The organism is Bradyrhizobium sp. CCBAU 53338, assembly GCF_015291665.1.
In the GTDB taxonomy this organism is placed as follows: domain Bacteria; phylum Pseudomonadota; class Alphaproteobacteria; order Rhizobiales; family Xanthobacteraceae; genus Bradyrhizobium.
Genome location: NZ_CP030048.1, coordinates 6,464,606 through 6,489,539 on the forward strand (window position 1 = coordinate 6,464,606; position 24,934 = coordinate 6,489,539).

General features: G+C 63.6%; 26 protein-coding genes. 7 read left to right on the forward strand and 19 right to left on the reverse strand.

Annotated features, from left to right (window positions below; all coding sequences use genetic code 11):
• The first annotated feature begins 85 nt into the window (after positions 1 to 85).
• Positions 86 to 1,705 carry an MDR family MFS transporter gene (locus XH90_RS30335; RefSeq protein ID WP_194477925.1) on the forward strand — a complete coding sequence of 540 codons (1,620 nt, stop codon included), beginning with the start codon at positions 86 to 88 and terminating at the stop codon, positions 1,703 to 1,705.
• Between the two features lie 27 nt (positions 1,706 to 1,732).
• Positions 1,733 to 2,194 carry a carboxymuconolactone decarboxylase family protein gene (locus XH90_RS30340; protein ID WP_194477926.1) on the forward strand — a complete coding sequence of 154 codons (462 nt, stop codon included), beginning with the start codon at positions 1,733 to 1,735 and terminating at the stop codon, positions 2,192 to 2,194.
• A gap of 193 nt (positions 2,195 to 2,387) precedes the next feature.
• Here XH90_RS30340 and XH90_RS30345 read toward each other — a convergent pair whose 3' ends face one another.
• From XH90_RS30345 to XH90_RS30370, 6 genes are all read right to left on the reverse strand, one after another.
• Positions 2,388 to 3,248, reverse strand: a complete 861-nt coding sequence (locus XH90_RS30345) for a D-amino-acid transaminase (RefSeq protein WP_194477927.1) — start codon at positions 3,246 to 3,248, stop codon at positions 2,388 to 2,390.
• A 180-nt stretch (positions 3,249 to 3,428) separates the two neighbouring features.
• Complete coding sequence (locus XH90_RS30350; protein ID WP_194477928.1) at positions 3,429 to 4,160, reverse strand: amino acid ABC transporter ATP-binding protein; 732 nt, start codon at positions 4,158 to 4,160, stop codon at positions 3,429 to 3,431.
• 190 nt (positions 4,161 to 4,350) lie between these two features.
• Positions 4,351 to 5,043, reverse strand: coding sequence for an amino acid ABC transporter permease (locus XH90_RS30355; RefSeq protein WP_194477929.1), 693 nt, complete (start codon positions 5,041 to 5,043; stop codon positions 4,351 to 4,353).
• A 3-nt stretch (positions 5,044 to 5,046) separates the two neighbouring features.
• The gene (locus XH90_RS30360) at positions 5,047 to 5,778 is read right to left on the reverse strand and encodes an amino acid ABC transporter permease (protein ID WP_194477930.1); all 732 of its coding nucleotides are present in this window, start codon (positions 5,776 to 5,778) and stop codon (positions 5,047 to 5,049) included.
• 129 nt (positions 5,779 to 5,907) lie between these two features.
• Positions 5,908 to 6,819: an amino acid ABC transporter substrate-binding protein gene (locus XH90_RS30365; RefSeq protein WP_194477931.1), complete on the reverse strand. Its 912-nt coding sequence runs from the start codon at positions 6,817 to 6,819 to the stop codon at positions 5,908 to 5,910.
• A gap of 101 nt (positions 6,820 to 6,920) precedes the next feature.
• Complete coding sequence (locus XH90_RS30370) at positions 6,921 to 8,306, reverse strand: M20 family metallopeptidase (RefSeq protein WP_194477932.1); 1,386 nt, start codon at positions 8,304 to 8,306, stop codon at positions 6,921 to 6,923.
• Between the two features lie 222 nt (positions 8,307 to 8,528).
• On the opposite strand from XH90_RS30370, the gene XH90_RS30375 reads away from it, so the two are divergent.
• Positions 8,529 to 9,908 (forward strand): LLM class flavin-dependent oxidoreductase, encoded by a 1,380-nt coding sequence (locus XH90_RS30375; protein ID WP_194477933.1) that lies wholly within the window; start codon positions 8,529 to 8,531, stop codon positions 9,906 to 9,908.
• 9 nt (positions 9,909 to 9,917) lie between these two features.
• On the opposite strand, the gene XH90_RS30380 is transcribed toward XH90_RS30375, so the two are convergent.
• The 4 genes from XH90_RS30380 to XH90_RS30395 form a co-directional block, all read right to left on the reverse strand.
• Positions 9,918 to 11,579 (reverse strand): thiamine pyrophosphate-binding protein, encoded by a 1,662-nt coding sequence (locus tag XH90_RS30380; RefSeq protein WP_194477934.1) that lies wholly within the window; start codon positions 11,577 to 11,579, stop codon positions 9,918 to 9,920.
• A 109-nt stretch (positions 11,580 to 11,688) separates the two neighbouring features.
• The gene (locus tag XH90_RS30385; protein ID WP_194477935.1) at positions 11,689 to 12,192 is read right to left on the reverse strand and encodes a GFA family protein; all 504 of its coding nucleotides are present in this window, start codon (positions 12,190 to 12,192) and stop codon (positions 11,689 to 11,691) included.
• A 155-nt stretch (positions 12,193 to 12,347) separates the two neighbouring features.
• Positions 12,348 to 13,475: an alkene reductase gene (locus XH90_RS30390; RefSeq protein WP_194477936.1), complete on the reverse strand. Its 1,128-nt coding sequence runs from the start codon at positions 13,473 to 13,475 to the stop codon at positions 12,348 to 12,350.
• 117 nt (positions 13,476 to 13,592) lie between these two features.
• Positions 13,593 to 15,089, reverse strand: a complete 1,497-nt coding sequence (locus tag XH90_RS30395) for an aldehyde dehydrogenase family protein (protein WP_194477937.1) — start codon at positions 15,087 to 15,089, stop codon at positions 13,593 to 13,595.
• A 186-nt stretch (positions 15,090 to 15,275) separates the two neighbouring features.
• On the opposite strand from XH90_RS30395, the gene XH90_RS30400 reads away from it, so the two are divergent.
• Entirely contained in the window at positions 15,276 to 16,121 is an 846-nt protein-coding gene (locus XH90_RS30400; protein WP_194477938.1) for an SDR family NAD(P)-dependent oxidoreductase, read from the forward strand.
• 9 nt (positions 16,122 to 16,130) lie between these two features.
• Here the strand turns inward: XH90_RS30400 and XH90_RS30405 are convergent, their stop codons facing one another.
• The 6 genes from XH90_RS30405 to XH90_RS30430 form a co-directional block, all read right to left on the reverse strand.
• Complete coding sequence (locus tag XH90_RS30405) at positions 16,131 to 16,337, reverse strand: hypothetical protein (protein ID WP_027562959.1); 207 nt, start codon at positions 16,335 to 16,337, stop codon at positions 16,131 to 16,133.
• 72 nt (positions 16,338 to 16,409) lie between these two features.
• The gene (locus tag XH90_RS30410; RefSeq protein ID WP_194477939.1) at positions 16,410 to 16,823 is read right to left on the reverse strand and encodes a Rieske (2Fe-2S) protein; all 414 of its coding nucleotides are present in this window, start codon (positions 16,821 to 16,823) and stop codon (positions 16,410 to 16,412) included.
• A 5-nt stretch (positions 16,824 to 16,828) separates the two neighbouring features.
• The gene (locus tag XH90_RS30415; protein WP_194477940.1) at positions 16,829 to 17,941 is read right to left on the reverse strand and encodes an amidohydrolase family protein; all 1,113 of its coding nucleotides are present in this window, start codon (positions 17,939 to 17,941) and stop codon (positions 16,829 to 16,831) included.
• Positions 17,942 to 17,955: 14 nt separating this feature from the next.
• Complete coding sequence (locus tag XH90_RS30420; RefSeq protein WP_194477941.1) at positions 17,956 to 19,020, reverse strand: amidohydrolase family protein; 1,065 nt, start codon at positions 19,018 to 19,020, stop codon at positions 17,956 to 17,958.
• Between the two features lie 310 nt (positions 19,021 to 19,330).
• Positions 19,331 to 19,606 carry a YiaA/YiaB family inner membrane protein gene (locus XH90_RS30425; RefSeq protein WP_194477942.1) on the reverse strand — a complete coding sequence of 92 codons (276 nt, stop codon included), beginning with the start codon at positions 19,604 to 19,606 and terminating at the stop codon, positions 19,331 to 19,333.
• Positions 19,607 to 19,646: 40 nt separating this feature from the next.
• Positions 19,647 to 20,342: a PspA/IM30 family protein gene (locus XH90_RS30430; RefSeq protein ID WP_194477943.1), complete on the reverse strand. Its 696-nt coding sequence runs from the start codon at positions 20,340 to 20,342 to the stop codon at positions 19,647 to 19,649.
• 101 nt (positions 20,343 to 20,443) lie between these two features.
• On the opposite strand from XH90_RS30430, the gene XH90_RS30435 reads away from it, so the two are divergent.
• Both XH90_RS30435 and hydA read left to right on the forward strand, forming a co-directional pair.
• Complete coding sequence (locus tag XH90_RS30435) at positions 20,444 to 21,052, forward strand: TetR/AcrR family transcriptional regulator (RefSeq protein WP_194477944.1); 609 nt, start codon at positions 20,444 to 20,446, stop codon at positions 21,050 to 21,052.
• A 99-nt stretch (positions 21,053 to 21,151) separates the two neighbouring features.
• Positions 21,152 to 22,606 carry a dihydropyrimidinase gene (gene hydA / locus XH90_RS30440; protein WP_194477945.1) on the forward strand — a complete coding sequence of 485 codons (1,455 nt, stop codon included), beginning with the start codon at positions 21,152 to 21,154 and terminating at the stop codon, positions 22,604 to 22,606.
• 42 nt (positions 22,607 to 22,648) lie between these two features.
• Here hydA and XH90_RS30445 read toward each other — a convergent pair whose 3' ends face one another.
• Positions 22,649 to 22,789 (reverse strand): hypothetical protein, encoded by a 141-nt coding sequence (locus tag XH90_RS30445; protein ID WP_007597071.1) that lies wholly within the window; start codon positions 22,787 to 22,789, stop codon positions 22,649 to 22,651.
• Between the two features lie 272 nt (positions 22,790 to 23,061).
• On the opposite strand from XH90_RS30445, the gene XH90_RS30450 reads away from it, so the two are divergent.
• Positions 23,062 to 23,466 (forward strand): DUF3606 domain-containing protein, encoded by a 405-nt coding sequence (locus XH90_RS30450; RefSeq protein WP_194477946.1) that lies wholly within the window; start codon positions 23,062 to 23,064, stop codon positions 23,464 to 23,466.
• Positions 23,467 to 23,586: 120 nt separating this feature from the next.
• Here the strand turns inward: XH90_RS30450 and XH90_RS30455 are convergent, their stop codons facing one another.
• Both XH90_RS30455 and XH90_RS30460 read right to left on the reverse strand, forming a co-directional pair.
• On the reverse strand, positions 23,587 to 24,240 hold the full coding sequence (locus tag XH90_RS30455; RefSeq protein WP_194477947.1) for a L,D-transpeptidase: 654 nt from the start codon (positions 24,238 to 24,240) through the stop codon (positions 23,587 to 23,589).
• A 29-nt stretch (positions 24,241 to 24,269) separates the two neighbouring features.
• Positions 24,270 to 24,914 carry a DsbA family protein gene (locus tag XH90_RS30460; protein ID WP_194477948.1) on the reverse strand — a complete coding sequence of 215 codons (645 nt, stop codon included), beginning with the start codon at positions 24,912 to 24,914 and terminating at the stop codon, positions 24,270 to 24,272.
• Positions 24,915 to 24,934 lie beyond the last annotated feature (20 nt).

Consider the following 24,934-nt stretch of genomic DNA (forward strand, 5'->3'; position numbering starts at 1 on the left):
TGCCGGATGATCCTTCCCAGACTTCCCCGATTATCGAAACCACCTGGCCAACGCATCCTGTCTCCGCATCAGAGACGAGGCTCCCATGAGCACGCTTCAACCGACCCTCACCGCCGCTTCCGCCGCCGATCTTCCGGCGCCGCAAGCCGCTTCCGTCACGCCTGGCGTCTCCGCCAAGACCTGGATCGCCGTGATCGGCGCCACGCTCGGCGCCTTCATGGCGGTGCTGAACATCCAGATCGTCAACGCCTCGCTTGCCGACATCCAGGGCGCGATCGGCGCCGGGATCGACGACGGCGGCTGGATCTCGACCTCCTATCTGATCGCCGAGATCGTGGTGATCCCGCTGTCCGGCTGGCTGGCGCAGGTGTTCTCGATCCGGATCTACCTGCTCACCAACGCGATCCTGTTCCTGCTGCTGTCGGCAGCCTGCGCGCTGGCGCAGGACCTGCCCCAGATGATCGTGCTGCGCGCCGTGCAGGGCTTCACCGGCGGCGTGCTGATCCCGATGGCGTTCACGCTCATCATCACGCTGCTGCCGCGTGCGAAGCAGCCGGTCGGCCTTGCACTGTTCGCGCTGTCGGCGACGTTCGCACCGGCGATCGGCCCGACCATCGGCGGCTACCTCACCGAGAATTTCGGCTGGCAGTACATTTTCTACGTCAACCTCGCGCCGGGCGCGATCATGGTCGGCATGCTCTGGTACGCGCTCGATTCCAAGCCGATGAAGCTGACGCTGCTGCGCGACGGCGACTGGGCCGGCATCATCACCATGGCGATCGGCCTCTCCGCACTTCAGACCGTGCTGGAGGAAGGCAACAAGGACGACTGGTTCGGCTCGCCCTTCATCGTCAAGCTCAGCGTGATCGCGGTCGTCTCGCTGACCGCGTTCCTGATCATCGAACTGACAGTGAAGAAGCCGCTGTTGAACCTGCGCCTGCTGGTCCGCCGCAATTTCGGCTTCGGCATGCTCGCCAACTTCCTGCTCGGCGTCGCGCTGTACGGGTCAGTGTTCATTCTGCCGCAATATCTGTCACGCATCCAGGGTTACAATGCCGAGCAGATCGGCACGGTGCTGGCCTGGACCGGCTTGCCGCAGCTCGTGCTGATCCCGCTGGTGCCGTGCCTGATGCAGAGGTTCGACGCGCGGATCATCATCGGCATCGGCTTCGTGCTGTTCGCCGGCTCGAACTTCATGAACATCTTCATGACCAGCGACTATGCCGCCGACCAGCTATTGTGGCCCAACGTCGTCCGTGCCATCGGCCAGGCGCTGGTAATGGCGCCGCTGTCGGCGGTGGCGACGGCAGGCATCGAGGCGGAGAATGCGGGCTCGGCCTCCGGCCTGTTCAACATGATGCGAAATCTCGGCGGTGCCGTCGGCATTGCGCTGCTGCAGACCGTTCTGACCAAGCGTGAGCAGTATCACTCCAACGTGCTGATGCAGTCGGTCTCGGCGTTCGAACAGGCCACCCGCACGCGACTGGAACAGCTCACGCAGTATTTCATCAATCACGGCGTGCTCGACCGTGCCGACGCCGCGCATCGCGCCTATGTCGCGATCGGTCATGTCGTGCAGAAGCAGGCCTACATCCTGGCCTTCAGCGACACCTTCTACCTGCTCGGCATGGCGCTGATCGTCGCCTTGATCGCTGTCCTCTTCCTGAAGAAGCCCGGCCATGTCTCGGCCGGGGAAGCCCACTGACCTCAACTCAAAGCAAGGAGAACGACCATGAAGCCACGCATGAATTTCTACCAGGCAGCCCCCGACACGATGAAGGCGCTGATGGCGCTGGAAGAGCAGATCCAATCGACGGGTCTCGAGAAATCGCTGATCGAGCTGGTCAAGATCCGGGCCTCGCAGATCAACGGCTGCGCCTTCTGCATCAACATGCACACCGAGGACGCCCGCAAGCGCGGCGAGACCGAGCAGCGCATCTACCTGCTCAACGCCTGGCGCGAGTCCCCGCTCTATACCGACCGCGAGCGTGCCGCGCTTGATTGGACCGAGTCGGTGACGCTGATCGCTGAGACGCACACGCCCGACGACGTCTATGAGCAGGTCCGTTCGCAGTTCTCCGACGCGGAGACGGTGAACCTGACCATGCTGATCGGCGCGATCAATGCCTGGAACAGGCTGGCGATCGCGTTCCGCGCGGTGCATCCTGTGAAGGTGAAGGCGTCGGTGGCGTAGGGGATGATGGAGACGAATGCGCCTCCACATATTCAACTGTCATGCCCCGCGAAAGCGGGGCATCCAGTACGCCGCGGCCCGTCGATGGAAACACAACCGTGTCGGAGTACCGGATCGTCCGGTCAAGCCGGACGATGACACCGAAGTGTGGGGATGCAATGCTGCGACACTCGCTCTTCGCTGAGCGTGCGGCTTAAACCGCCGTCGCCTTGGCGAACTCCACATAGATCTCACGCAGCCGCGTAGAAAGAGGACCGGGCTTGCCGTCGCCGATCGTCTTGCCGTCGATGGCGATCACCGGTTGCACGAACAGCGAGGCCGAGGTGGCGAACGCTTCCTTCGCAGCCAGTGCTTCCTCAACCGTGAAGGACCGCTCCTCGACGCGGAGCTGGCGCTCCTCGGCGAGCGCGACCACGGCCTTGCGGGTACAGCCCGGCAGGATCGCGTTCGAGTTCTTGCGGGTGACGATGACGTCGTCCTTGGTGAGGATGAACGCGGAGGACGAGCCGCCTTCGGTGACGTAGCCGTCCTGCAGCATCCAGGCCTCGCCGGCGCCGGCTTCGGCAGCGGCCTGCTTCGCCAGCACCTGCGCCAGCAGCGCCACGCTCTTGATGTCACGGCGTTCCCAGCGGATGTCGGGCACCGTGATCACGTTGATGCCGGTCTTGGCCGAGGCGGCGTTGATGATGTCCTTCTCGGAGGTGAACATCACCAGGCTCGAGACGACATCACCCTTGGGGAAGGCGAAGTCGCGGCCCTTGTCGGCGCCGCGCGTGACCTGGAGATAGACGAGGCCGTTTGCGACCTTGTTGCGCGCGATCAGCTCTTTCTGGATCTCGGTGATGCGCTCGAGCGTCTCCGGAAGCTTCAGCTTGATCTCGCCGACCGAGCGCTCCAGCCGCGCCAGATGCGAGGCGTTGTCGACCAGCTTGCCGTCCAACACGGCCGAGACCTCGTAGATGCCGTCGGCGAACAGGAAGCCGCGATCGAGCACCGAGATTTTCGCGTCCGAGAGTGGGACGAATGAGCCATTGACGTAGGCGGTCGAGTCCAAGGCGGGTCTCCTGGTCGGGAATGGGATTTGCGCGCTTATACGCCAGTTGAGGAAACGGATCACCCCTCTATTCGTCATTCCGGGGCGGCGCGTAGCGACGAGCCCGGAATCCATGACCACCAGCCGGGGTTATGGATTCCGGGCCTGCGCCTTCGGCGCATCCCGGAATGACGGCGGTGGTTAGTGGGACAGAATCTTCGACAAGAACTTCTGCGCGCGGTCGCTGCGGGGCTTGCCGAAGAAGTCGTCCTTCGGGGCGTCCTCGACGATCTCGCCGCGATCCATGAAGATCACGCGGTTGGCGACCTTGCGGGCAAAGCCCATTTCGTGGGTCACGACCATCATGGTCATGCCTTCGCGGGCGAGATCGACCATGACATCGAGCACTTCGCTGACCATTTCCGGATCGAGCGCCGAGGTCGGTTCGTCGAACAGCATCACGATCGGATCCATCGCGAGCGCGCGCGCGATCGCGACGCGCTGCTGCTGGCCGCCCGAGAGTTGCGCCGGAAATTTCTGCGCCTGCTCCTTCAGGCCGACGCGCTCCAGCAGTTGCATGCCCTTCGTGACGGATTTGTCGTGCGACCGTCCCAGCACCTTCTGCTGGGCGAGGCAGAGATTGTCGATTATCTTCAGGTGCGGAAACAGTTCGAAGTGCTGGAACACCATGCCGACGCGCGAGCGCAGTTTCGGCAGATTGGTCTTGGGATCGTTGACCTTGGTGCCATCGACCGAAATGTCGCCGCTCTGGAACGGCTCCAGCGCGTTGACGCATTTGATCAGGGTCGACTTGCCCGAACCCGAGGGTCCGCAGACCACCACGACCTCTCCCTTGGTGACGCTGGTGGTGCAGTCGGTCAGCACCTGGAAAGTCGGGCTGTACCATTTGTTGACGTGGCTGATTTCGATCATGTGTCTCTCAGGCCCTGCGGCAGACTCGGTTCACCTCTCCCAAGGGAGAGGTCGGCGCAAAGCGCCGGGTGAGGAGTTCAGGTCTATCGATGGAGCAAACCCCTCACCCGGATCGCTGACGCGATCCGATCTCTCCCTATGGGAGAGGTGAAGGGGCACCGCACGTCGGGATATCAATTTCACATCACACCTAGCGGATGATGGCGATGCGCGCCTGGAGGCGGCGGACACCGAAGGACGCGATACAGGAAATGGTGAAGTAGACGACGGCGGCAAACAGGTACATCTCGACCAGACGTCCGTCGCGTTGCGCGACCTTGCTGGCGGCACCGAGGAAGTCGGTGATCGACAGCACGTAGACCAGCGAGGTGTCCTGGAACAGCACGATGGTTTGCGTGATCAGCACCGGCAGCATGTTGCGGAACGCCTGCGGCAGCACGACGTATCGCATGGTCTGCGCATAGGTCAGGCCGAGCGCGCTGGCGGCGGCCGGCTGTCCGCGCGAGATCGACTGGATGCCGGCACGCATGATCTCGGAGAAATACGCCGCCTCGAACATGATGAAGGTGATCAGCGAAGAAGCGAACGCGCCGACGCTGATGGGACGCGAGGCGTCGGTCAGCCACTGTCCTATATAGGGCACCAGGAAGTAGAACCAGAAGATCACCAGCACCAGCGGCAGCGACCGCATGAAGTCGACATAGAGGCCGGCGATGCGCCCGAGCGCCTTGTAGCCGGACAGCCGCATCAGGGCGATGGCCGTGCCGAAGACGAGGCCCCCGAGCGCTGCGAGGCCCGTCAGCGTCAGCGTGAACGTCATGCCCTCGTAGAACAGATAGGGCAGCGCGCGGCGGATGACGTCGAAATCGAAATTGCCGAGCATTGTCTATTTCCCCGTGATGTAGCCGGGGATCGCGACGTAGCGCTCGAGATAGCGCATGGCAGTCACGACGACGGCGTTGACGAGGAGATAGAGGATGGTCGCGGCCGTGAAGGCCTCGAACACCTGGAACGAGAATTCCTGCATCGAGCGCGCCTCTCCGGTCAGCTCGATCAGGCCGATGGTGATGGCGACCGCGGTGTTCTTGATGGTGTTGAGGAACTCGGAGGTCAGCGGCGGCAGGATGATGCGGAACGCCATCGGCAGCAGCACGTAACGATAACCCTGCACCGTGGTCAGGCCGAGCGCGGTGGCAGCCATCTTCTGCCCGCGCGGCAGCGAGGAGATGCCTGCCTGCAATTGCACCGCGACGCGCGCCGACATGAAGAAGCCGATGCCGATCGCCGCCGTCCAGAACGGCGCGTTCGGCAATTGCTTGAGCCACAGTCCGGCGGCCTTCGGCAGCAGCTCCGGCAGCACGAAGAACCACAGGAACAGCTGCACCAGCAGCGGCATGTTGCGGAAGAACTCGACCCAGCAGAAGCCGAACCAGGAGGCCGCCTTGGAGGGCAGCGTCCGCATCACGCCGACGATCGAGCCGAAGATCAGCGCGATGATCCAGGCGAGCACCGCCGTCTTCAGGGTCACCACCAGCCCCGACAACAGCAAGTCGAGATAGGTGCCGGTGCCCATCGGGTTCGGTTCGAAGAAAATTCCCCAGTTCCAATGGTAGTTCACGTTTCCCCCGCGCGAACGCGCCAATCAAGATTGGCTCGAAAGAAGTCCTGGGCGCTTATGCAAATGTCCGGCCACTCTGGTGTCAAGAGTGACCGGACATGATCCCGATCCTGAGATCGAGGTTATATCTTACTTATAGTCGTCCGGGATCGGCGAGTCCGAGGGTTTTGCGAACTCGTGCTTCAGCTGATCGGAGATCGGGGTGTTGAGGTTCAGACCCTTCGGCGGGATCTTGGACATGAACCACTTGTCGTAGATCTTCTGGCCTTCGCCCGAGGTGTAGAGCGCGGCGGTTGCAGCGTCGACCACCTTCTTGAACGGCGCGTCGTCCTTGCGGAGCATGATGCCGTAGGGCTCGGGCTTGGAGAACGCATCCTTGGAGATCACATAGTCGGACGGCGTCTTCGAGCCGGCGACGAGGCTCGCGAGCAGGATGTCGTCCATCACGAAGGCGACAGCGCGGTCGGTCTCGACCATCAGGAAGGCTTCGGCGTGGTCCTTGGCCGGAATGATGTTGGCGCCGAGCTTCTTCTCGACGTTGGCTTCAGTGAGCTGCTTGATGTTCGTGGTGCCGGCGGTCGAGACCACCGTCTTGCCCTTGAGGTCGTCGATCGACTTCAGGCCGCTCGACTTCTTGAACACATAGCGGCTGGCGGTCAGGAAGTGGGTGTTGGTGAAGGCAACCTGCTTCTGACGCTCGGTATTGTTGGTGGTCGAGCCGCATTCGAGGTCGATGGTGCCGTTCGCCATCAGCGGGATGCGCGTGGCCGAGGTCACCGGGTTGAGCTTGACCTCGAGCTTGTCGAGCTTGAGCTCCTTCTTCACGGCGTCGACGATCTTGTAGCAGATGTCCATCGCGAACCCGACGGGCTTCTGGTTGTCGTCGAGATAGGAGAACGGGATCGAGGAGTCGCGGAAGCCCAGCGTGATGGCGCCGGTGTCCTTGATGTTCTTGAGCGTGCCGGTCAGTTCTTCGGCGCCCGCCTGGCTGACGGCGAAGGTCGCGGCGAGCGCGAGCCCGATGCTACGGAAATGTTTCACTTTTTTGTTCCCCTTTCAGGATGATGCGGCCGAATGCAAGCACAAATCGGGCCGGATTAGAATGTGACTTTCGGCTGGATGACGGATCAGGTTAACGGGGCTCAGGTCAGCGGCTTCTGCAATTCCCCGAGATCCCAGAACAGCCCGGCCATCACCGTCAAGGCCTCTTCAGTCAATGGCAGCAGGATGTGCTCATTCGGCGCATGCTGGGAGCAGCCGGGATAGGAGTGCGGGACCCAGATCGTCGGCAGGCCCAGGACTTCCGAAAACACGTCGTTCGGCAGCGAGCCGCCGAAGTTCGGCAGCACCGCCGGCGCCTTGCCGGTGGTGTTTTGGACGGAATCCGCCGCCCATTTGATCCAGGGGCTGTCGAAATCGGTACGCGATGCGGCAAAGCTCTGTGCCGCCCGCACCTCGACCATCGGAAACCCCTTTTCGACCAGGTGCGCCCTGACGGCATCGATCAGGCCATCGACCTTGGTGCCGACCACGAAACGCAGTTGCAGCACGGCATTGGCGTGGCCGGGAATGGCATTGGCCGGCTTCTCGATGTTGCCCGACGACATCGCCAGAACTTCCAGCGTATTCCAGGCATAGAGCCGCTCGGCTGCGGACAGACCGTCTTCACCCCAATTCTCCGCAAGCGCGGGCTCATCCTCGGTCGGGACAACCTGCACATCGGCCAGATAGCTGCGGATCTGGTTGGTGAGCCGCGGCGGCTTCAGGGCACCGAGCTGAAGCCGGCCATGGCCGTCGACCAGCGTCGATATCGCGTTGACCAGGATGGTCGCGGGGTTGGCGAGGACGCCACCCCAATTGCCGGAATGATGGCCGCCATCGCGCAGGTTCACGTCGAGGTGGATGCGAATGCCGCCGCGGCATCCCAAGAACAGGGTTGGCCGATCCGCCGACAGCCTCGGCCCATCGGAGGCCATGAACAGATCGGCCTTGAGCGCGTCGCGATTGAGGTCGCAGACCTTGCCCAGATCGGGCGAGCCGATTTCCTCGCCCATCTCGACGATGAATTTCGCATTGAAGCCGAGCTTGCCGCCGCGAGCCTCGCGCACCGCGCGGAGCGCGGCCATGTTGATGCTGTGCTGGCCCTTGTTGTCGGCCGTCCCGCGGCCATAGAGGCGAACGCCTGCAGTCGTCGTGCGCCACGGATCGCGGCCATCGCGCCACTCGCCTTCCATGCCGTCGACGACGTCGCCATGGCCGTAGATCAGAACGGTCGGCGCGGACGCATTCTCGTGGTGCTCGGCAAACAGGAACGGCGACTTGCCGCTCGGGGATTCGACGATACGGCTGGTGAAATCGAGCGCGGCGAAGGCCGGCACCATCTCCTGTTCCAGATAGGCGCGCAGTTCGGGGCCGCGTGATGGATTCTGGCTTTCGGTCTTGTAGGCGACGCGGCGGTCGAGTTCGGCGAGGAACGCACCGGATCTGAAGTCGTCCCGGGCGCGGGCGATGGCATCGGCTCTGGTCATTCGTATCGTCTTCAACTCGATGGACGAGGCAGCGTAGCGGACTACGCGGACGCTCGAAAGTGGCGGGGACTTGCGATTTCGTTCTTGCTCTCTCGAGCCTGGCTTGCAGGTCTTTCCATTCTTGGCCCTTGCCAAGGGCCAATTATATGCAAGAACTTCGCCAGGTTGGGGCGCACGTCTATCATTCGAAGAGCGCTCAGTACAGGGCGCCGGGGGACCAGCATGGCCAAGCAGATCAGGCTCAACGCATTTGCGATGAATTGCGTCGCGCATCAATCACCGGGCCTGTGGACCCATCCGCGCGACCGCACCGCCGAGTATAACCGCCTGCCCTACTGGATCGATCTCGCCAGGACGCTGGAACGCGGCCGTTTCGACGGGCTGTTCCTCGCCGACGTGCTCGGCGTCTACGACGTCTATGGCAACAGCCCTGACGCAGCCTTGCGCAATGCAGCACAGACACCGTCGAACGAGCCGCTGCTGCTGCTGTCGGCGATGGCGGCGGTGACGAAGAACCTCGGCTTCGGCGTCACCAGCAATCTCTCGTTCGAGCCGCCCTACCCGTTCGCACGGCGGATGTCGACGCTCGACCACCTCACCGAGGGACGGATCGGCTGGAACGTCGTCACCGGCTATCTCGACAGCGCCGCGCGCGGCGCCGGCAAGGACAGACAGACCGGTCACGACGACCGCTACGACATCGCCGACGAATATATGGAGGTGGTCTACAAGCTCTGGGAAGGAAGCTGGGAGGACGACGCGGTGCTGCGCGACCGCAAGCGCGGCGTCTTCACCGACCCCAGCAAGGTTCACCGCATCAATCATGAGAGCGCGAACTACCGCATCAACAACACCATCCATCTCAGCGAGCCGTCGCCGCAGCGCACGCCCGTGCTGTATCAGGCCGGCACCTCTCCGCGCGGCCGGCAATTCGCCGCCAAACATGCCGAATGCGTCTTCATGTCGGGACCGTCGGCCAAGATCATTGCGCCGCGCGTCTCCGCAATCCGCCAGGAGGCCGCCGCGCTCGGCCGCAACCCGGCCGAGATCCTGATGTTCAACATGATGACGATCATCCTCGGCAACACGGAAGCCGAAGCGGCGGCGAAATATGCCGACTACCGCTCGCATATCAATCCGGAAGGCGCGCTCGCGCTGATGTCGGGATGGACCGGCATCGACTTCTCCGGCTACGAGCTCGACCAGCAGGTCCGTCACGTCCAGAACGATGCCGGTCGCAGCGCGCTCGACAACGTCACCCGCGGCGATCCCGATCGCATCTGGACCGTGCGCGATGTCATCGAGCATGTCGGCATCGGCGGCGCCGGCCCGGTCGTGGTCGGCACACCCGAAAGCGTCGCGGACAAGATCGAGGACTGGTTCGAGAAGACCGACGTGGATGGTCTCAACGTCGCGTTTGCGATCTCGCCCGGCGATTTCGAGGATATCAGCGACATGCTGGTGCCGGAGCTGACCAAGCGTGGCCGCTACAAACCGGAATACGCCAGGGGCACGCTGCGGGAAAAACTATTCGGCGACGGACGCGCGCGGCTCGATGCGCCACATCCCGCGGCCGGGTACCGGGTGGGGAAGACGGGGTAGGCTCGCCGCCTACACCTTCCCATCCACCATCACCTCGATCAGCTTGGTCCCCGGCCGATTGAACGCCGACGCGAGCGTTGCCTTCAACTCCCTGACATCGCTGATCCTGATCGCCTCGCAGCCGAGCGCCTTGGCAACACCAGCGAAGTCGACCGGCGGATCGGCAAAGTCCATGCCGACGTAGTTGTCGTCGCCGTGGAAGGCGAGCAGGCGCTGCTTGATGATGCGGTAGCCGCCATTGTTGGCAATGACGACGTTGAGCGGCAGCTTGTGATGCGCCGCTGTCCACAGCGACTGGATCGAATACATCGCGCTGCCATCGCCGGAGAAGCACACGACGGGCCGATCCGGATTGGCGATGCTGGCGCCGACGGACGCCGGCAGACCCCAGCCGATGCCACCGGAGGCAAGGCCGTGATAGCCATAGCGGTCGCGATGCGGACGCAGATTGGTCACCTGGCGGCTGGAGGTGAGGCCTTCGTCGACCAGAATCGCATGGTCGGGCATGGCCTCGACCATTTGCAGCACCAGATAATCCGGATCGATCGGCGCGCGGCCGGCAGTCTTGCCGATCTGCTCGACCAGTGCAGCGCGCCGCGCAGTCCAGTTCTTCGGCGCAAGCTCCGCGAGACGCTGTTTGGCGCGAGTTGCGAGCGCGGCACCGCCCATCTCCTTCAGCATCGGGATCAGCGCGCGCAGCGTTTCCTTCAGATCCGCCTTCAGCGCGATCTCGGCGCCATAGTTCTTGGCGATCTCCCAGTCGACGAGACCGATCTGCACGATGTCGAGCCCGTCGGGCAGCGCATCGATCTCGCTATGAACCGACATGCGCAGGGGATCGCCGCCGAGCGCGATCAACAGATCGTAAGGCGCCAGCGTATCGCGCGCGACCTTCTGCACGCGGGCCAGCGTGCCGACGAAGCTCGGGCTCTCGGACAGGAAGTGAGAGCCGTAAGGCGTCGAGGATTGATAGGCAGCCGCGCCGAGCAACTCGGCGAGTTCGGCGGCTTCCTCTAGCGCGTCGCTCTTCACCACCTCATCCATGGTGACGATGACCGGGCGCTCGGCCTTTAGCAGCCGCGCGGCAAATGCCCTCAGCGCCTCATCCGACGGCTTCGTGCGCGCATCGATGCGGGTGGAGCGGCCAAGGTCGATGCCGGCCTCGCTGTTGAGGATGTCTCCGGGCAGCGAGATGAACACCGGGCCGGTCGGCGGCGTCATCGCCACCTTGGCGGCGCGGCGCACGATGCGCGGCAGGTCCTCCAGCCGCGTCACCTCGACCGCCCATTTCACCAGCGGCTCGGCCATGCGCGCCAGCGGGCCATAGAGCACCGGCTCCATCAGGCCGTGGCCCTGCTCCTGCTGGCCCGCGGTCAAGATCATCGGCGTGCCCGTGAACTGGGCGTTGTAGAGCGAGCCCATGGCGTTGCCGAGGCCCGGCGCGACATGGACGTTGCAGGCAACGAGCCTGCCCGAAGCGCGGCTGTAACCGTCCGCAATCGCGACCACCAGGCTCTCCTGCATCGCCATTACGTAGGTGAGATCGGGATGGTCCTTCAGCGCATGCATGATCGGCAGCTCGGTGGTCCCGGGGTTGCCGAACAGATGCGTGATGCCTTCGTCCTTGAGCAGCGCGAGAAAGGCGGAACGGCCGGTGATCTTGTTCTTCATGTTTCCTCCAGGAGCGGACGTTGCCGCAAGGACGGACGGCATGATGGCCGAAGTTTTGGGGGCCGCGCAAGGAAGCGCGGTCATGGCTGCGTTGCAAGCGAGCGGCGCGTTACAACTCTTCCCGGCCCAACTCGAACGGATCCTCGCCACCGACGCGTTTCTTCTTTTTCGAGCGTTGCCAGACCACCCCCGGAAACCCCTTCAGCGGTACCAGCGGCTCGCCGGTATAGGCCCATTCCTGAAGCTCCTCGATCGCGATGTGATAGAGCGGCTGGCGGCCGGTGCGCTCCTTGAACAGTGCGCGGGGAATGTTGACCATGTGCGGGCCGCGTGGGCGCTCATAAGCGATCGGCGTGCCGCAATGCGAACAGAAGCTGCGGGCGGTCCTGGTTACCTTGTCCTCGTAACGGGTCAGCGCGGTCTTGCCGGACGTGATGCGAAAACGCTTCTTCCAGCTGCCGACATAGGTCGCGTAGGCCGCGCCATGGGCGCGGCGGCTACTGGCGGAGTGATCATGCCAGGCCCAGCGCGCGGGAACGTCGATCTCGAAGGTGACCTTGCCGCAGAGGCATTGGCCGGTGGCGGTTCCTGCGGCGACTGCGGCTTTGGCCATGGTGTTTCCCCGTCGTCTTTGCGAGGGCGACAATACACGATCGTCATTCCGGGGCGCGACGAAGTCGCGAGCCCGGAATCCATCGGGCGGCGAGCGGGAATGTGAGATGGATTCCGGGTTCGATGCTGCGCATGGCCCCGGAATGACAGGAGAGATCAGGCCGGCGTCAGCTCGTCAAAAACAGGGTAATCCGTGTACCCCTTCTCCTCGCCGCCATAGAACGTCGCGCGGTTGTACGGCGTGATCGGGTAGTCATGCTCGAGGCGCCGCGGCAGATCGGGGTTGGAGATGAAGATGCGGCCGAAGGCGATGATGTCGGCGTGGCCCTCGGCGATCGCCGCATTCGCGGTTTCGCCGGTGAAGCCGCCGGCGGTCATCAGCACGCCGCTGTAGTGCGGGCGGAACAGTACCATGGCCGAAGGCACGTTCTCCCAATGGACATCGGCGCGGCCCGCGCCGCTGGAGCGCGGCTCGATGAAGTGCAGATAGGCGAGACCGAGCTTGTCGAGCGCCTTCACCACTTGGATGTAGAGCGGCATCGGATCGGGCTCACCGGAATCGTTGGCGATGCCGTGCGGGGACAGGCGCACGCCGACGCGGTTGGCGCCCCAGACGTCGATCGCAGCCTGGGTGACTTCGAGCAGAAGCCGCGCGCGGTTCTCGATCGAGCCGCCGTATTGATCAGTGCGCTGGTTGCTGCGCGATTGCAGGAACTGCTCGAGCAAATAGCCGTTGGCGCCATGGATCTCGACGCCGTCGAAGCCGGCCGCGAGCGCGTTCCTTGCACCCTGACGGAACGCCTCGACGATCCCCTTGACCTCGTCGGTCTCCAGCGCGCGCGGCGTCTCGTAGTCGGCGATCTTACCGTCGGCGGTCATTGCCTTCATGCCTTCGGCCTTGATCGCAATCGCCGAAGCCGAGACCGGCAGCTCCCCACCGTGGAAGGAGGAATGCGAGACACGGCCGACATGCCAGAGCTGGAGGAAGATGATGCCGCCCTTGGCGTGCACGGCATCGACCACCTTGCGCCAGCCGGCGATCTGCGCCTCCGAGTAGATGCCTGGCGTCGCCGGATTGCCGCGACCGTGCGACAGCACCGGCGAAGCCTCGGCAATGATCAGGCCGCCTCTGGTCGCACGCTGGCCGTAATATTCGGCGTTGAGCGGCCGCGGCGAGAAGCTGTCGCGCTCCGCACGCATGCGCGTCAGGGGCGCCATCGCGACGCGATGCGCAAGCTTGTACGGACCGACCTGCAACGGTTTGAACAACGCCGGAAATTTCATGACTGCCCCGAATGGCTATGGAAGGACGTGGATCATATAGCGAGGGGCGGCCACCGGGAAAGGCGCCGCCCCACAAAAGAGATATTCCCTCGCGCGGAACGCGGGAGAGATCAGGCCTTACGCCGTCTTGATCCAGACGGCCTTCACGTTGAGGTACTCCTCGACGTGCTGCTTGCCGGACTCGCGGCCATAACCGCTCATCTTGTAGCCGCCGAACGGCACTGCGGGGTCCATTGCCTGGTAGCAATTCACCCACACCGAACCGGCGCGCAGGCGCTTCGCGACCGCATGCGCCTTGGTGACGTCGCGCGTCCACAGGCCGGAGCCGAGGCCGAAGGTGGTGTTGTTGGCGCGCTTGACCAGCTCGTCCATGTCCTTGAACGCGATCGCGGAGATGACGGGACCAAAAATCTCCTCCTGCGCGATGCGCATGTTGTCCTGGACGCCCGCGAACACCGTCGGTGAGACGAAGAAGCCTTTCGACAGTGCGCCTTCGGTGGCCCGGCCACCGCCGGCGAGTGCCTTGGCGCCTTCCTTCTGGCCGATGTCGAGATAGCCGGTGACGCGCTTGAGCTGCTCCTCGGACACCAGCGGCCCGATCTGCACGTTGGGATCGAGACCGTTGCCGACCTGAAGCTTCTTGCCGAACTCGGCGACGCGGCCGACGAACTCCTCGTAGATCGCCTGCTCGACGAACAGGCGCGTGCCGGCGCTGCAGATCTGGCCGGAATTGGCAAATACCGCCATCGCCGCACCGGGCACCGCCGCATCGAGATCGGCGTCAGCGAACACGATGTCCGGTGACTTGCCGCCGAGCTCGAGCGATACGCGCTTGAGGTTGCCCGCGGAGGCACGGATGATCGACTGGCCCGTGACATGCGAGCCGGTGAAGGCAACCTTGTCGACGTCGGGATGCGAGGCGAGCGCCGCGCCGGCAGTCTCGCCATAGCCGGGCACGACGTTGACGACGCCGGGCGGAATGCCGGCTTCCATCGCGAGCTCGGCGATGCGCAGCGACGTCAGCGGCGCCTCTTCGGCGGGCTTGAGCACCACGGTGCAGCCCGTCGCGATCGCGGGGCCGATCTTCCAGATCGTCGCGGTGAGTGGACCATTCCAGGGAATGATGGCGCCGACGACGCCGATCGGCTCCTTCAGCGTGTAGGAGAAGATCTCGCCGGGCAGCGAGTTCTCGATGGTCTCGCCATGGATCGCGGTAGTCTGGCCGGCGTAATAGCGCAGCATGCCGACGGCGCGCAGGCGATAGGCGCGGGTGCGGCTGAGCGGCGCGCCCATATCGAGCGTGTCGAGCTGCGACAATTCGTCGAAATTCTTCTCGACGAGGTCGGCGAGCTTGAGCAGCAGGTTCTGCCGCTCGAACGGCTTGACCTTGCTCCAGGGTCCTTCGAAGGCGCGCCGGGCGGCGGCGACCGCGCGATCGATGTCTTCCTTGTCGCCCTCGGCGACGGTTGCGAGCAGTTCGCCGGTGGCAGGGTTGTGGGTCTCGAAGCGCTTGCCGGAAGCGGCATCCACCCACTTCCCGTCGATCAGCATCTGCTTGTAGGACCCGTTGGCGAACGGATGGCGCGTGATCGGAATAGCTTGCGACACAGCCATGGCTGCACTCCCTGGGTAGTTGATTGATTGGGTTCGATCTGGGTGGGATCGTTAGGTCAAACAGAATACAGCGGCGCCGGAAAGGCGTAAAGTCGGCGTGGAACGAAGCCCTGCCATGCCGACTTGTGCAGGGTCGCGCGAGTACCATCTTATACGCGCGATCAAGAGCCAGTCCGGGAGAAAGTCATGCCGCATCCTGTCATCGCCAAGGGCAATGTCGCCGTGATCACCGGGGGCGCATCCGGCATCGGCCTCGCCGCGGCCATGGCGTTTGCGCGCGCCGGCATGAAGGTGTGCATCGCCGATGTCGACGAGAACCGGCTGGCGGAAGCGGCAACAAAACCGTCATCGATCTCGGGCGCCGCAAATGTGATGACGTCGGTGGTCGACGTTAGCCGCGCCGAGAACCTCACGGAACTCGAACGCGCCGTGAGCGCGCATTTCGGCGGCACCGACCTGCTGATGAACAATGCCGGCATCCAGCCGGGCAGCACGTTGTTTGGCGATCCCGACAATTGGCAGCGCATCATCGGCGTCAACATGTGGGGCGTCATCAACGGCGCGCGCATCTTCGCACCCGCCATGATCGCGCGCGGCAGGGCCGGCCTGATCATCAACACCGGCTCCAAGCAAGGCATCACCACCCCGCCCGGCGATCCCGCCTACAACGTCTCCAAGGCCGGCGTGAAGGCGTTTACGGAGGCGCTGCAGCACGAGTTGCGCAACACGAAAGACTGTCACGTCACCGCGCATCTCTTGATCCCCGGCTTCGTCTTCACGGGGCTCACCGCCAAGGGCCGCACCGAAAAGCCGGCCGGCGCATGGACGCCGGAGCAGACCGTGGACTTCATGATCGCGCGGCTCGAGGCCGGCGATTTCTACATCCTCTGCCCTGACAACGACGTGCCGCGCGCGCTCGACGAGAAGCGCATGCTGTGGGCAGCCGGCGACATCGTCGAGAACCGCCCGCCGCTGTCGCGCTGGCACCCGGATTACGCGGATGCGTTCGCGACATTCGTGAAGGAAAGCTAGGCGAAACGCCTACAGCGTCTCTTGCTTGTGCCCGCAATTCTTGCAGGCGAATTTGACGCGGCTCTGGCCTTTTTCCGCCTGAACCCGGTTCGGCGCGCCGCACTTGCCGCAGACCGCCTCGATGCGGGTGGTGCCCTGCTTCACGACGATGGTCTTCTTTTCCATCGATTCGCGGATCAGGCGCTCAGCCTCTTCACGCAGGGATTGTTTCGACAAAGCTCGTCTCCGCCACTGAAAGCGCGAGAGCCATATCGCACTTGCGTTCGAATCTCAATCGGCAATGCCTGATCAGACCTCGACAATCACATAGGAGTCTTCGACATGCACCGGAAACGTCTCGGCGACATAGGGCCCCTTCTGCAATTCGTCGCCGCGTTCCACCGCAACCGGGTATGACCTGATCTTGAACCGTTTCGGATCGAACCAGGACTGCCCGTTGCGCATGTCGAACTCCCAGCCGTGCCAGGGGCAGCGCAGCATCTCGCCGACACGCGAGCGCTCGTAGACGCCTGGCTCGGGCGAAGTCAGCCGTGCCACGCAGGCCGCCTTCTCAAGCGGCGCGCCTTCGTGCGGGCACCGGTTCAGCAGCGCGAAGAACTCGCCATTGACGTGGAACACGACAATATCACGGCCGGCGACATCGACGACCTTGTTGCCGCCGGGCGGGATCTCGCTGGTTCGCGCGACGATGTGACGGGCCATGGGATTCAGAACTTGTAGACCGCGCGGGCATTGGTACTGAAGATCTTCCTCCGCTCGGCCTCGGTGAGTGGCGTCTTGAAGGCGAAGCGCGGGTCGTCGAAATCCCAGTGCGGATAGTCCGACGAGAACAGCAGCCGGTCGATGCCGACCCATTCGATCAGCGACCGCAGATGCCGCGCCTCGTCGGGCTCGTCGATCGGCTGTGTCGTGAACCAGAAATGCTCGCGGACATATTCCGATGGCTTGCGCTTGAGATGCGGCACCTCGCTACGGAAGCGCTCGAAGTGCTGGTCCATCCGCCACACCGCCGACGGAATCCAGCCGAAGCCGCCCTCGATGAAGACGATCTTCAATTTCGGGAAGCGCTCCGGCACGCCCTCGATGACGAGGCTCGCAAGCTGCGCCGCGATCGTGTGCGCGTTGGACTGGTGCTCCTCGACATAATAGGACGGCCAGCCGCCGCCGGTCGGCGCGTGGCCGCCATAGCCGCCGACATGGATGCCGAGCGGCAGATCGAGTTCCTGCGCGCGCTCGTAGATCGGCCAGTAGCGGCGGCGGCCGAGCGGCTCGTTGGCACGCGGCGAGACGTTGATCTGGATGTACTCGCCTGTCTTGGCGCAGCGATCTATCTCGGCAATGGCGAGGTCCACCCCGTCCTGCCCGACCAGAATCGAGGCCTTCAGGCGGGGATCGCGGTGCGACCAGAACGCCAGCTGCCAATCGTTGATGGCGCGCTGGATGGCGGCGCCGAACTCGAGGTTCTGCTGCGAGAAGATGAAGAGATCGAGCACCTGCAATATCCCGAACTCGACATCAAGCGGATCGAGATGCTGCTTCTGCATGAAGGCGAGATCGGAGCCGGGTACCCCGCCGGTCGGCGGCCAGGCATCGCGCCGCGCGATCAGCGGCGAGGAGCGTGGATAGGGCGTGGTGAAGAGATAGGGTGTGCGCAGATGGCTGCCATATTCCCTCAAGTGCTGCTGCCAGCGTTTCGGCAGGAACTCGTTGAGATCGTCCGTCGATCTCAGGCTCGGATGCACGTCGCAATCGACAATGCGCAGCCTTGATGCCGCGGGCTTCTCGTCGTCACGCAGCGGACGGTCGATGACTTCACTCATGCAGACCTCCAAAATTAGTTAGCGAGCGACAACCGTGAAAACGTCTCCAGCGGATTGTCGACGCACATTTTCTCGATGATGCTCTTCGGCAAATGCGGCGGGATCGGATCGTCGCCATCGAACTGCCAGTGCGGATAGTCGGACGCGAACAGGAACATCTTGTCGGAGCCGATCTGGTCGATGATCTCCTCGACGCTTTTGGCATCGCCGGGCGCATCGAACGGCTGCATGGTGACACGGAAATTGTCGCGGACAATCGATGCCGGCTCGCGCTCGACCCAGGGCACCTCGACGCGCACGCCGCGCCAGGTCTTGTTGGCGCGCCACATGAAGGCCGGCAGCCAGCTCACGCCTGACTCCATCAGCACGACCTTGAGACTAGGGAATTTGCCGAACACGCCCTCATAGATCAGGCTGAGAATCTGCGCCTGAAATGCCTGCGCTTCGACAAAGTAATATTCGTAGCGATGCGACGGCCAGCCGGCCGAGCTCGGTGCCTGCCTATATTGCGTGCCGGCATGGATCGCCAGCGGCAGCTCGTATTTTTCGGCGAGCTGATAGACCGGCCAGAAGTGACGCCGCCCCAGCAGGGTCTCACCCTGCGCCAGCACCAGGATGGAGACGAACCTGACGTCGCCGGCGCGGCGCTCGATTTCCTCGATCGCGAGATCGGGCGCCTGCATCGGCACAACGATGGATGCGCGCAGGCGCGGATCGCGCGACAGCCACTCGGCGGCGATCCAGTCATTGATCGCCTTGCAAAAATCTGCGGCCATGTAGGCATCGAAAACGGCCTGGGCGCCATAGAGCACATTGAGGATTGCGTGGCTGGCGCCCAGTTGGTCGAAGGCGCCCTTCTGCACCATGGCAAGGTCGGAGCCCGGCTTGGTGCCATTGGCCGGCCGCCAGTCGGCGCGGCCTGAAAGCGGCATGCTCGGTGGATAGGAGGTGAGATCGAGGCCGTCGATCGCGCGGCTCACCACCTGCTCTTTCCAGTGATCGCTGAGATAAGGCAACAGCGTCGTGCGGGTGCCACCAACCGCCGGGTGGATGTCGCAGTCGATCCGCGTCACCGCCATGGATGCTTCCTCGGGCAATGTTTATTGGCGGCGTTCTCTGCAACCGCTCGCGCAGAGTGCGCCGCCCTGTGACGACGCGCAAGGGCAATGGCCTGCGTGATCCGTCATGGCTCGGTTGCATTTCGCGATCGCGATATCGTTCAGGCGGCCATCCCGCGATAGAGCGGAAGCGCGTGGCAGCGATGATCAGCGTTTCGCGCGCCGGTTGCAGGGTAAAGGATATCTTTCGGCTGCTGTTCCACATGACCGGAAATGCGCGAGAGTGGCGGACGATCCGACATCCGCCGCCCCGCTCCGACAGGGTCTCCGCTCAAGCCGCCTTGGAGACCTCCATCAGCAACCGCTCGGCCTTGGCGTCTTCGATACGATTCATCAGGCGGCCGCTCTCGTGGTTGTCGCGCACGGTCTTGGTCAGAGTGACGCAGGTCTGGATCAGCATCACGATGCCCATGGTGAGATAGCCCTTCATCCACAGATCGATCGGCAGGAAAAAGACGCCGAGGGCGACGAGGAAGGCGGAAGCCGCGAAGGACGCGTAAGTGAAGGTCACCCAGGCGCTGCTGTGGGGCTGGCCGTTCTGGTTCATGATGCTCTCCTGTTGATTCGAATGATGCCGGGGTTTGAGATCAGGCCGTCGGTGCGCGCTTGGACTTCAACCGCGCCAGCACGTCGTCCGCGGTCGTCTTGAGCCGGGGGCCGAAGCCCTGCTCGGCGAGTTTCTCGGCAGTGGCAAGCGGACCGCTGGCCGCATCGAGTTCGACCAGCGCATCGTCAGCCGCCTGGGCTTCCATCTGGCGGTCGCGCAGGCGCCGCAAGGTGCTCTCCGCCTCCGGCAGCGTGGATTCGTAAGGACGGGTCGCCTCGATGCCGCTACGGCGAAGCGAGCGCACCGCCTCCGAGGCCCGGGCGACACGGCGGCCGCGATCGAGTTCGGTGATACGCGCCTGCGCGTTCGCGACATGCCGCTTCAGTCGGGCAATCTCGGTCGCGAACAGCGCCCGCGCCGTTAGCGCCGCATCGCGATCAGCCTCGAGGCCAGCAATGGATTCAGCGGCCTCCTTGGCGAGATCTTCGCGTCCACCGTCGAGCGCCGCAACCGCGCGGGTCTCGAGATCGGCGATGCGGGCGATGGTCGCCTCCAGCTTGCGGCGCTCCTGCTGATCCTGCGCAATCGCCAGCGCCAGCGCCCGCTTGCTGCGCTCGACGGCTGCGGCCGCATCGCGCATCTGTTGATCGAGGATCAGAAGGGCCGTTCGGTCTTCCAGCTCCTCGCCCGCGGCGGCCACGCTGCCGCGGAAAAGTGTGATGACGGTCTTGAACATTGGCTGCTCCCTGTTATGAGCGTTGCTCACAGGTGCTTTGTAGCACATCTTGAGCATCGCTCAAGATTTATTTGAGCAACGCTCATAATTTTGGTACGCTAATGACTAAAGCCTTGGAACGTCGAGAGAAACTTCGTGCGGACCTGATCCTGGCGGCGGAGCGGATGATCGCGACTCGCGGATTGACGGGCCTGAAAACCCGCGATCTCGCCCGCGAGATCGGCTGCGCCAATGGCGCGGTCTACAATCTCGTTGCGGACGTCGACGAGCTGATCCTGCGCGTCGGCTCGCGCACGCTGCATCGACTGGACGACGCGCTCACCGCCGCTGAAAGCGCCGGCGAGCCCGCGCCGCAGGAGAGGCTGGTCCGCATCGCGATTGCCTATTGCGATTTCGCCGCGGAAAATCTCGAGCTCTGGCGCGCTCTGTTCGAACACCGCATGGAAGCCGACAAGATCGTTCCCGATTGGTCGATCGAGGACCAGATGCAGCTGTTCAGGCACATCTATGTGCCGCTCGCAGCTCTGTTTCCAAAACGCAGCCCAGAAGAGCTCGGCATCACTGCGCGCAGCCTGTTCTCGGCGGTGCATGGCATGGTGGCGCTGGGACTGGAGCAGAAGCTGGTCGCCGTGCCGCTGCCTGCGCTGCGCAAGGAAATCGCAGGCCTCGTGCGCGCGATGATCGACGGATTGATCGCGCGCGCGTCGTAGAGGCCGAGAGCGCAGCTGACTAAAATTTCACCTGTCACATCGTGACCGGCGCGATTAGCTTCGCCGCATTCCGTCCTCTCCCCCTCCTCCGGAGTTCCCATGTCCCTCCTCATCCGCGGCGGCACCGTCGTCAATCATGATCATTCGCGCCGCGCGGACGTTCTGATCGAGGGCGACAGCATCGTCGCGGTCGGCGCCTCGATCGCAGCGCCCACGGGCACGGAAATCCTCGACGCCGGCGGCGCCTACATCCTTCCTGGCGGCATCGATCCCCACACCCATCTCGAAATGCCGTTCATGGGCACCGTCACCGCCGACGATTTCGAATCCGGCACGAAGGCGGCATTGACCGGCGGCACCACCATGGTGGTGGATTTCTGCCTGCCCGATCCCGGCCAGTCGATGCTCGCGGCCTATCAGGAATGGCGCCACAAATCCGAGAAGGCGGCAACCGACTACGGCTTCCACATGGCGGTGACCTCGTGGTCGAAGCAGATCTATGACGAGATGGAGACCGTGGTCAAAACCTACGGCATCAACACCTTCAAGCACTTCATGGCCTACAAGGGCGCGCTGATGGTGAATGACGACGAGCTCTACAACTCCTTCGCTCGCTGCGCCCATCTCGGCGCGATGCCGGTCGTGCACGCGGAAAATGGCGACGTCGTCGCCTTGATGCAGGAGGCGCTGATCGCACGCGGCGTCACCGGCCCCGAGGGCCACGCCTATTCACGGCCGCCGGAGGTCGAGGGCGAAGCCACCAACCGCGCCATCATGATCGCCGACATGACCGGCACGCCGGTCTACATCGTGCACACCAGCTGCCGCGAGGCGCATGAGGCGATCGCCCGTGCCCGCGCCGCCGGAAAGCGTGTCTATGGCGAGCCGCTGATCCAGCATCTGCTGCTCGATGAGCGTGAATACCAGAACAAGGACTGGGATCATTCCGCGCAACGCGTGATGTCACCGCCATTTCGCGACAGGTCGCATCAGGACGTTCTATGGGCCGGCCTCCAGTCCGGCTCGCTGCAAGTGGTCGCGACCGACCACTGCGCCTTCACCACGGAGCAGAAGCGGTTCGGCCTCGGCGATTTCAGGAAGATCCCGAATGGCACCGGCGGTCTCGAGGATCGCCTGGCGCTGCTATGGACCGCCGGCGTTGCCACGGGTCGGTTGACGAAAGAGGAATTCGTCGCCGTGACCTCGGCAAACATCGCCCGCATCCTCAACATCTTTCCGCGCAAGGGTGCGGTCGCCGTCGGCTCGGATGCCGATCTCGTGGTGTGGGATCCGAAGGCAACCAGGACCATCAGCGCAAAGCGCCAGATGAGCCGGATCGACTACAACGTGTTCGAAGGCTTCGCCTGCACCGGCGGCGCGGCCGCGACGCTGTCACGCGGTCGTATCGTGTGGAAGGACGGCGATCTGCGTGCCGAGGCGGGCGACGGGCACTATGTCGAGCGTCCGGCTTTCCCGCCGGTGCATGTCGCCAATTCGACGTGGAAAGAGCTCACCGCCCCGCGTGCAGTGGCACGCGGAGCGGTCACGCCCTGACGTTCAGGCAGCCGGTCGAGCACCGGCAGCAGTTCGGACGGCCTAGATCGCAAACACCCAGGCGGCGACGATGGTGCCGATGGTGACGAGACCAGCGATGGTCCAGCCGGCGGCGTATTCCAGCTCAGGATGGCCGGTCGCCCGCATGATCTCTGCCGGATCGGCGGTATGCTTCTCTGCCATGACAGCCTCGCACGTTGTTCCCCGTGTCATGGATAAGTCGCACCAGCCGCGATTAGGTTCCATCACGGACGGGCGAGATAGCAAAAAAGTCGAAAACGACCCCATGCAAAGTAGAACGACTGTACCGGGATAAGCCGCGGTCGCGCTGCGCAACCGTTTGACCCGTCGAGCCAAAACCGCCGCACCGCGCAAATCCCCCCGCGCGCTTCATCTTGCGCCGCAAAATCGGATCGCATGCTAGAGTGGAAGCGCGTCCAGGGCAGGAGAGAAACATGGCCGACGACAAGACCAAGCGGGGCGGAGCGGACCGCAAGTTGATTGCGCTCACCGAGAAGTACGAAGTCGCCTACTGGTCGAAGAAATTCAAGGTCACCCCGGCAAAGCTGAAATATGCCGTCAAGAAAGTCGGCCACTCCGCCAGGAAGGTCGAAGACTACATCAAGCTGCAAAAACACCGCGCCGCCGACAAGAGCCGGATCGCGCTGAGCGAAGCCTATGAAGTCCGCTACTGGTCGAAGAAGTTCAAGATCACGCCGGCGAAGCTGAAGGCCGCCGTCGCCGCCGCCGGCCATTCCTCCAAGAAGGTCGAGGCGTATCTGACCGCCCAGAAGGCGGCGAAGAGGAAGGCCGCCAAGAAGAGCGCGAAGAGGACGACCAAGCGGAAGAAAGCCGGCTAGAGCTTCCGACACCTCTCATCCAGCCGGACACATCAGCCGGCGTGCATTCGCGCGCTCGGCGACGCGCGGATATCGCGTGGTCCTGCAAAATTCCGGTTGGCCCGACGAACGACAAAGCTCCTAGAGCACCACGACTTTCGTGTGCAGGGGCACCCTCCCGTAGAGATCGATGACGTCCTGATTCATCATGCGGATGCAACCGGACGAGACCGCCTTGCCGATCGACTCCGGCTCGGTCGTGCCGTGGATGCGATAGCGGGTATCTTGTCCACCCCTGAACAGATAGAGCGCACGCGCGCCCAGCGGGTTGCTCTCTCCGCCATCCATGCCGCGCGCCCATCTGGCATAGCGCTTCGGCTCGCGTGCGATCATGGCCTCGGTCGGCGTCCAATGCGGCCACTCCCGCTTGAGCTGGATGTTCGCCGTGCCGGTGAATTCGAGGCCGGCGCGACCGACCCCGACCCCGTAGCGAATCGCCTTGCCACCCTTCTCGACGAGATAGAGAAAGCGATTGTGCGGATCGACTACGATGGTCCCCGGAGGCTCCGTCGTGCGGTAATCGACGACTTGGCGCAGAAAGCGCGGATCGACCACCGATACGTCGATCGCATCGACCCTGAACTTCTCCGACGGTATCGCTGCGTAGCGTGCCGTTCCGGCCGTTTGGCGTTGGTCAAGGCCCGCAGCGTCGGTTGTCACGCAACCCGCCACGGTAATGGGAAGTGTGACCGCCAGGAACAGCGTCCTGGCGGCTTTCTGAAGATGAGCGAGCATGGGCTGGTATTCCCGAATTTGGAAGCCGATCAACCGGCCTTCTGACCGGCCTGCCTGGCGCGGGCGTCGGCCGCGACGCGCTGGAAGCCTTCGTAGGTGAGCGCCTGGTTGACCTTGTAGGGCCCGACGAGAAAGCCCGGCGTTCCCTGGAAGCCGACAGCATCGGCGATCGCCAGGTTTCGCTTGAGCAGACCGGTGATGGCCGCATCATTTGCCTTGATGTCGGCATCGAGGCGGTTCATGTCGACGCCCGACTTGTGCACGGCGTCGATCATCTGCTGTTGCGAGATCCCGTAGCCGGGAACGCTCATCAAGGCGTGATGCGCCGCGAGATATTTGTCTTGATATCTGGCCCCGAGCGCGAGCTTGGCGCCGACGATCGAGGTTGGGGTCAAGACCGGCCAATCCTTGTAGACGAGCTTTATCTTTCCATCGGCCTTCACCAGACGCTCGAGATGAACGGCGGCATCCTTGCAGAACGGACAATTGTAGTCGAAGAAGTCCACGATCGTGAGATCTCCGTCCGGATTGCCCGCGGTCGGGGCTTCGGGATCGGCAAGAATCATCTCGCTCGTGATTTCATTCTCGGCGCTGTGCGCGAGGGTCTCGGTGAGCAGCAGCGCGGCGGCTCCGGCAAGGCGCAGGAAGGTCGAGCGAGAGACTGCTTTGTTCATGTGTTGCTCCAGGGGATGTT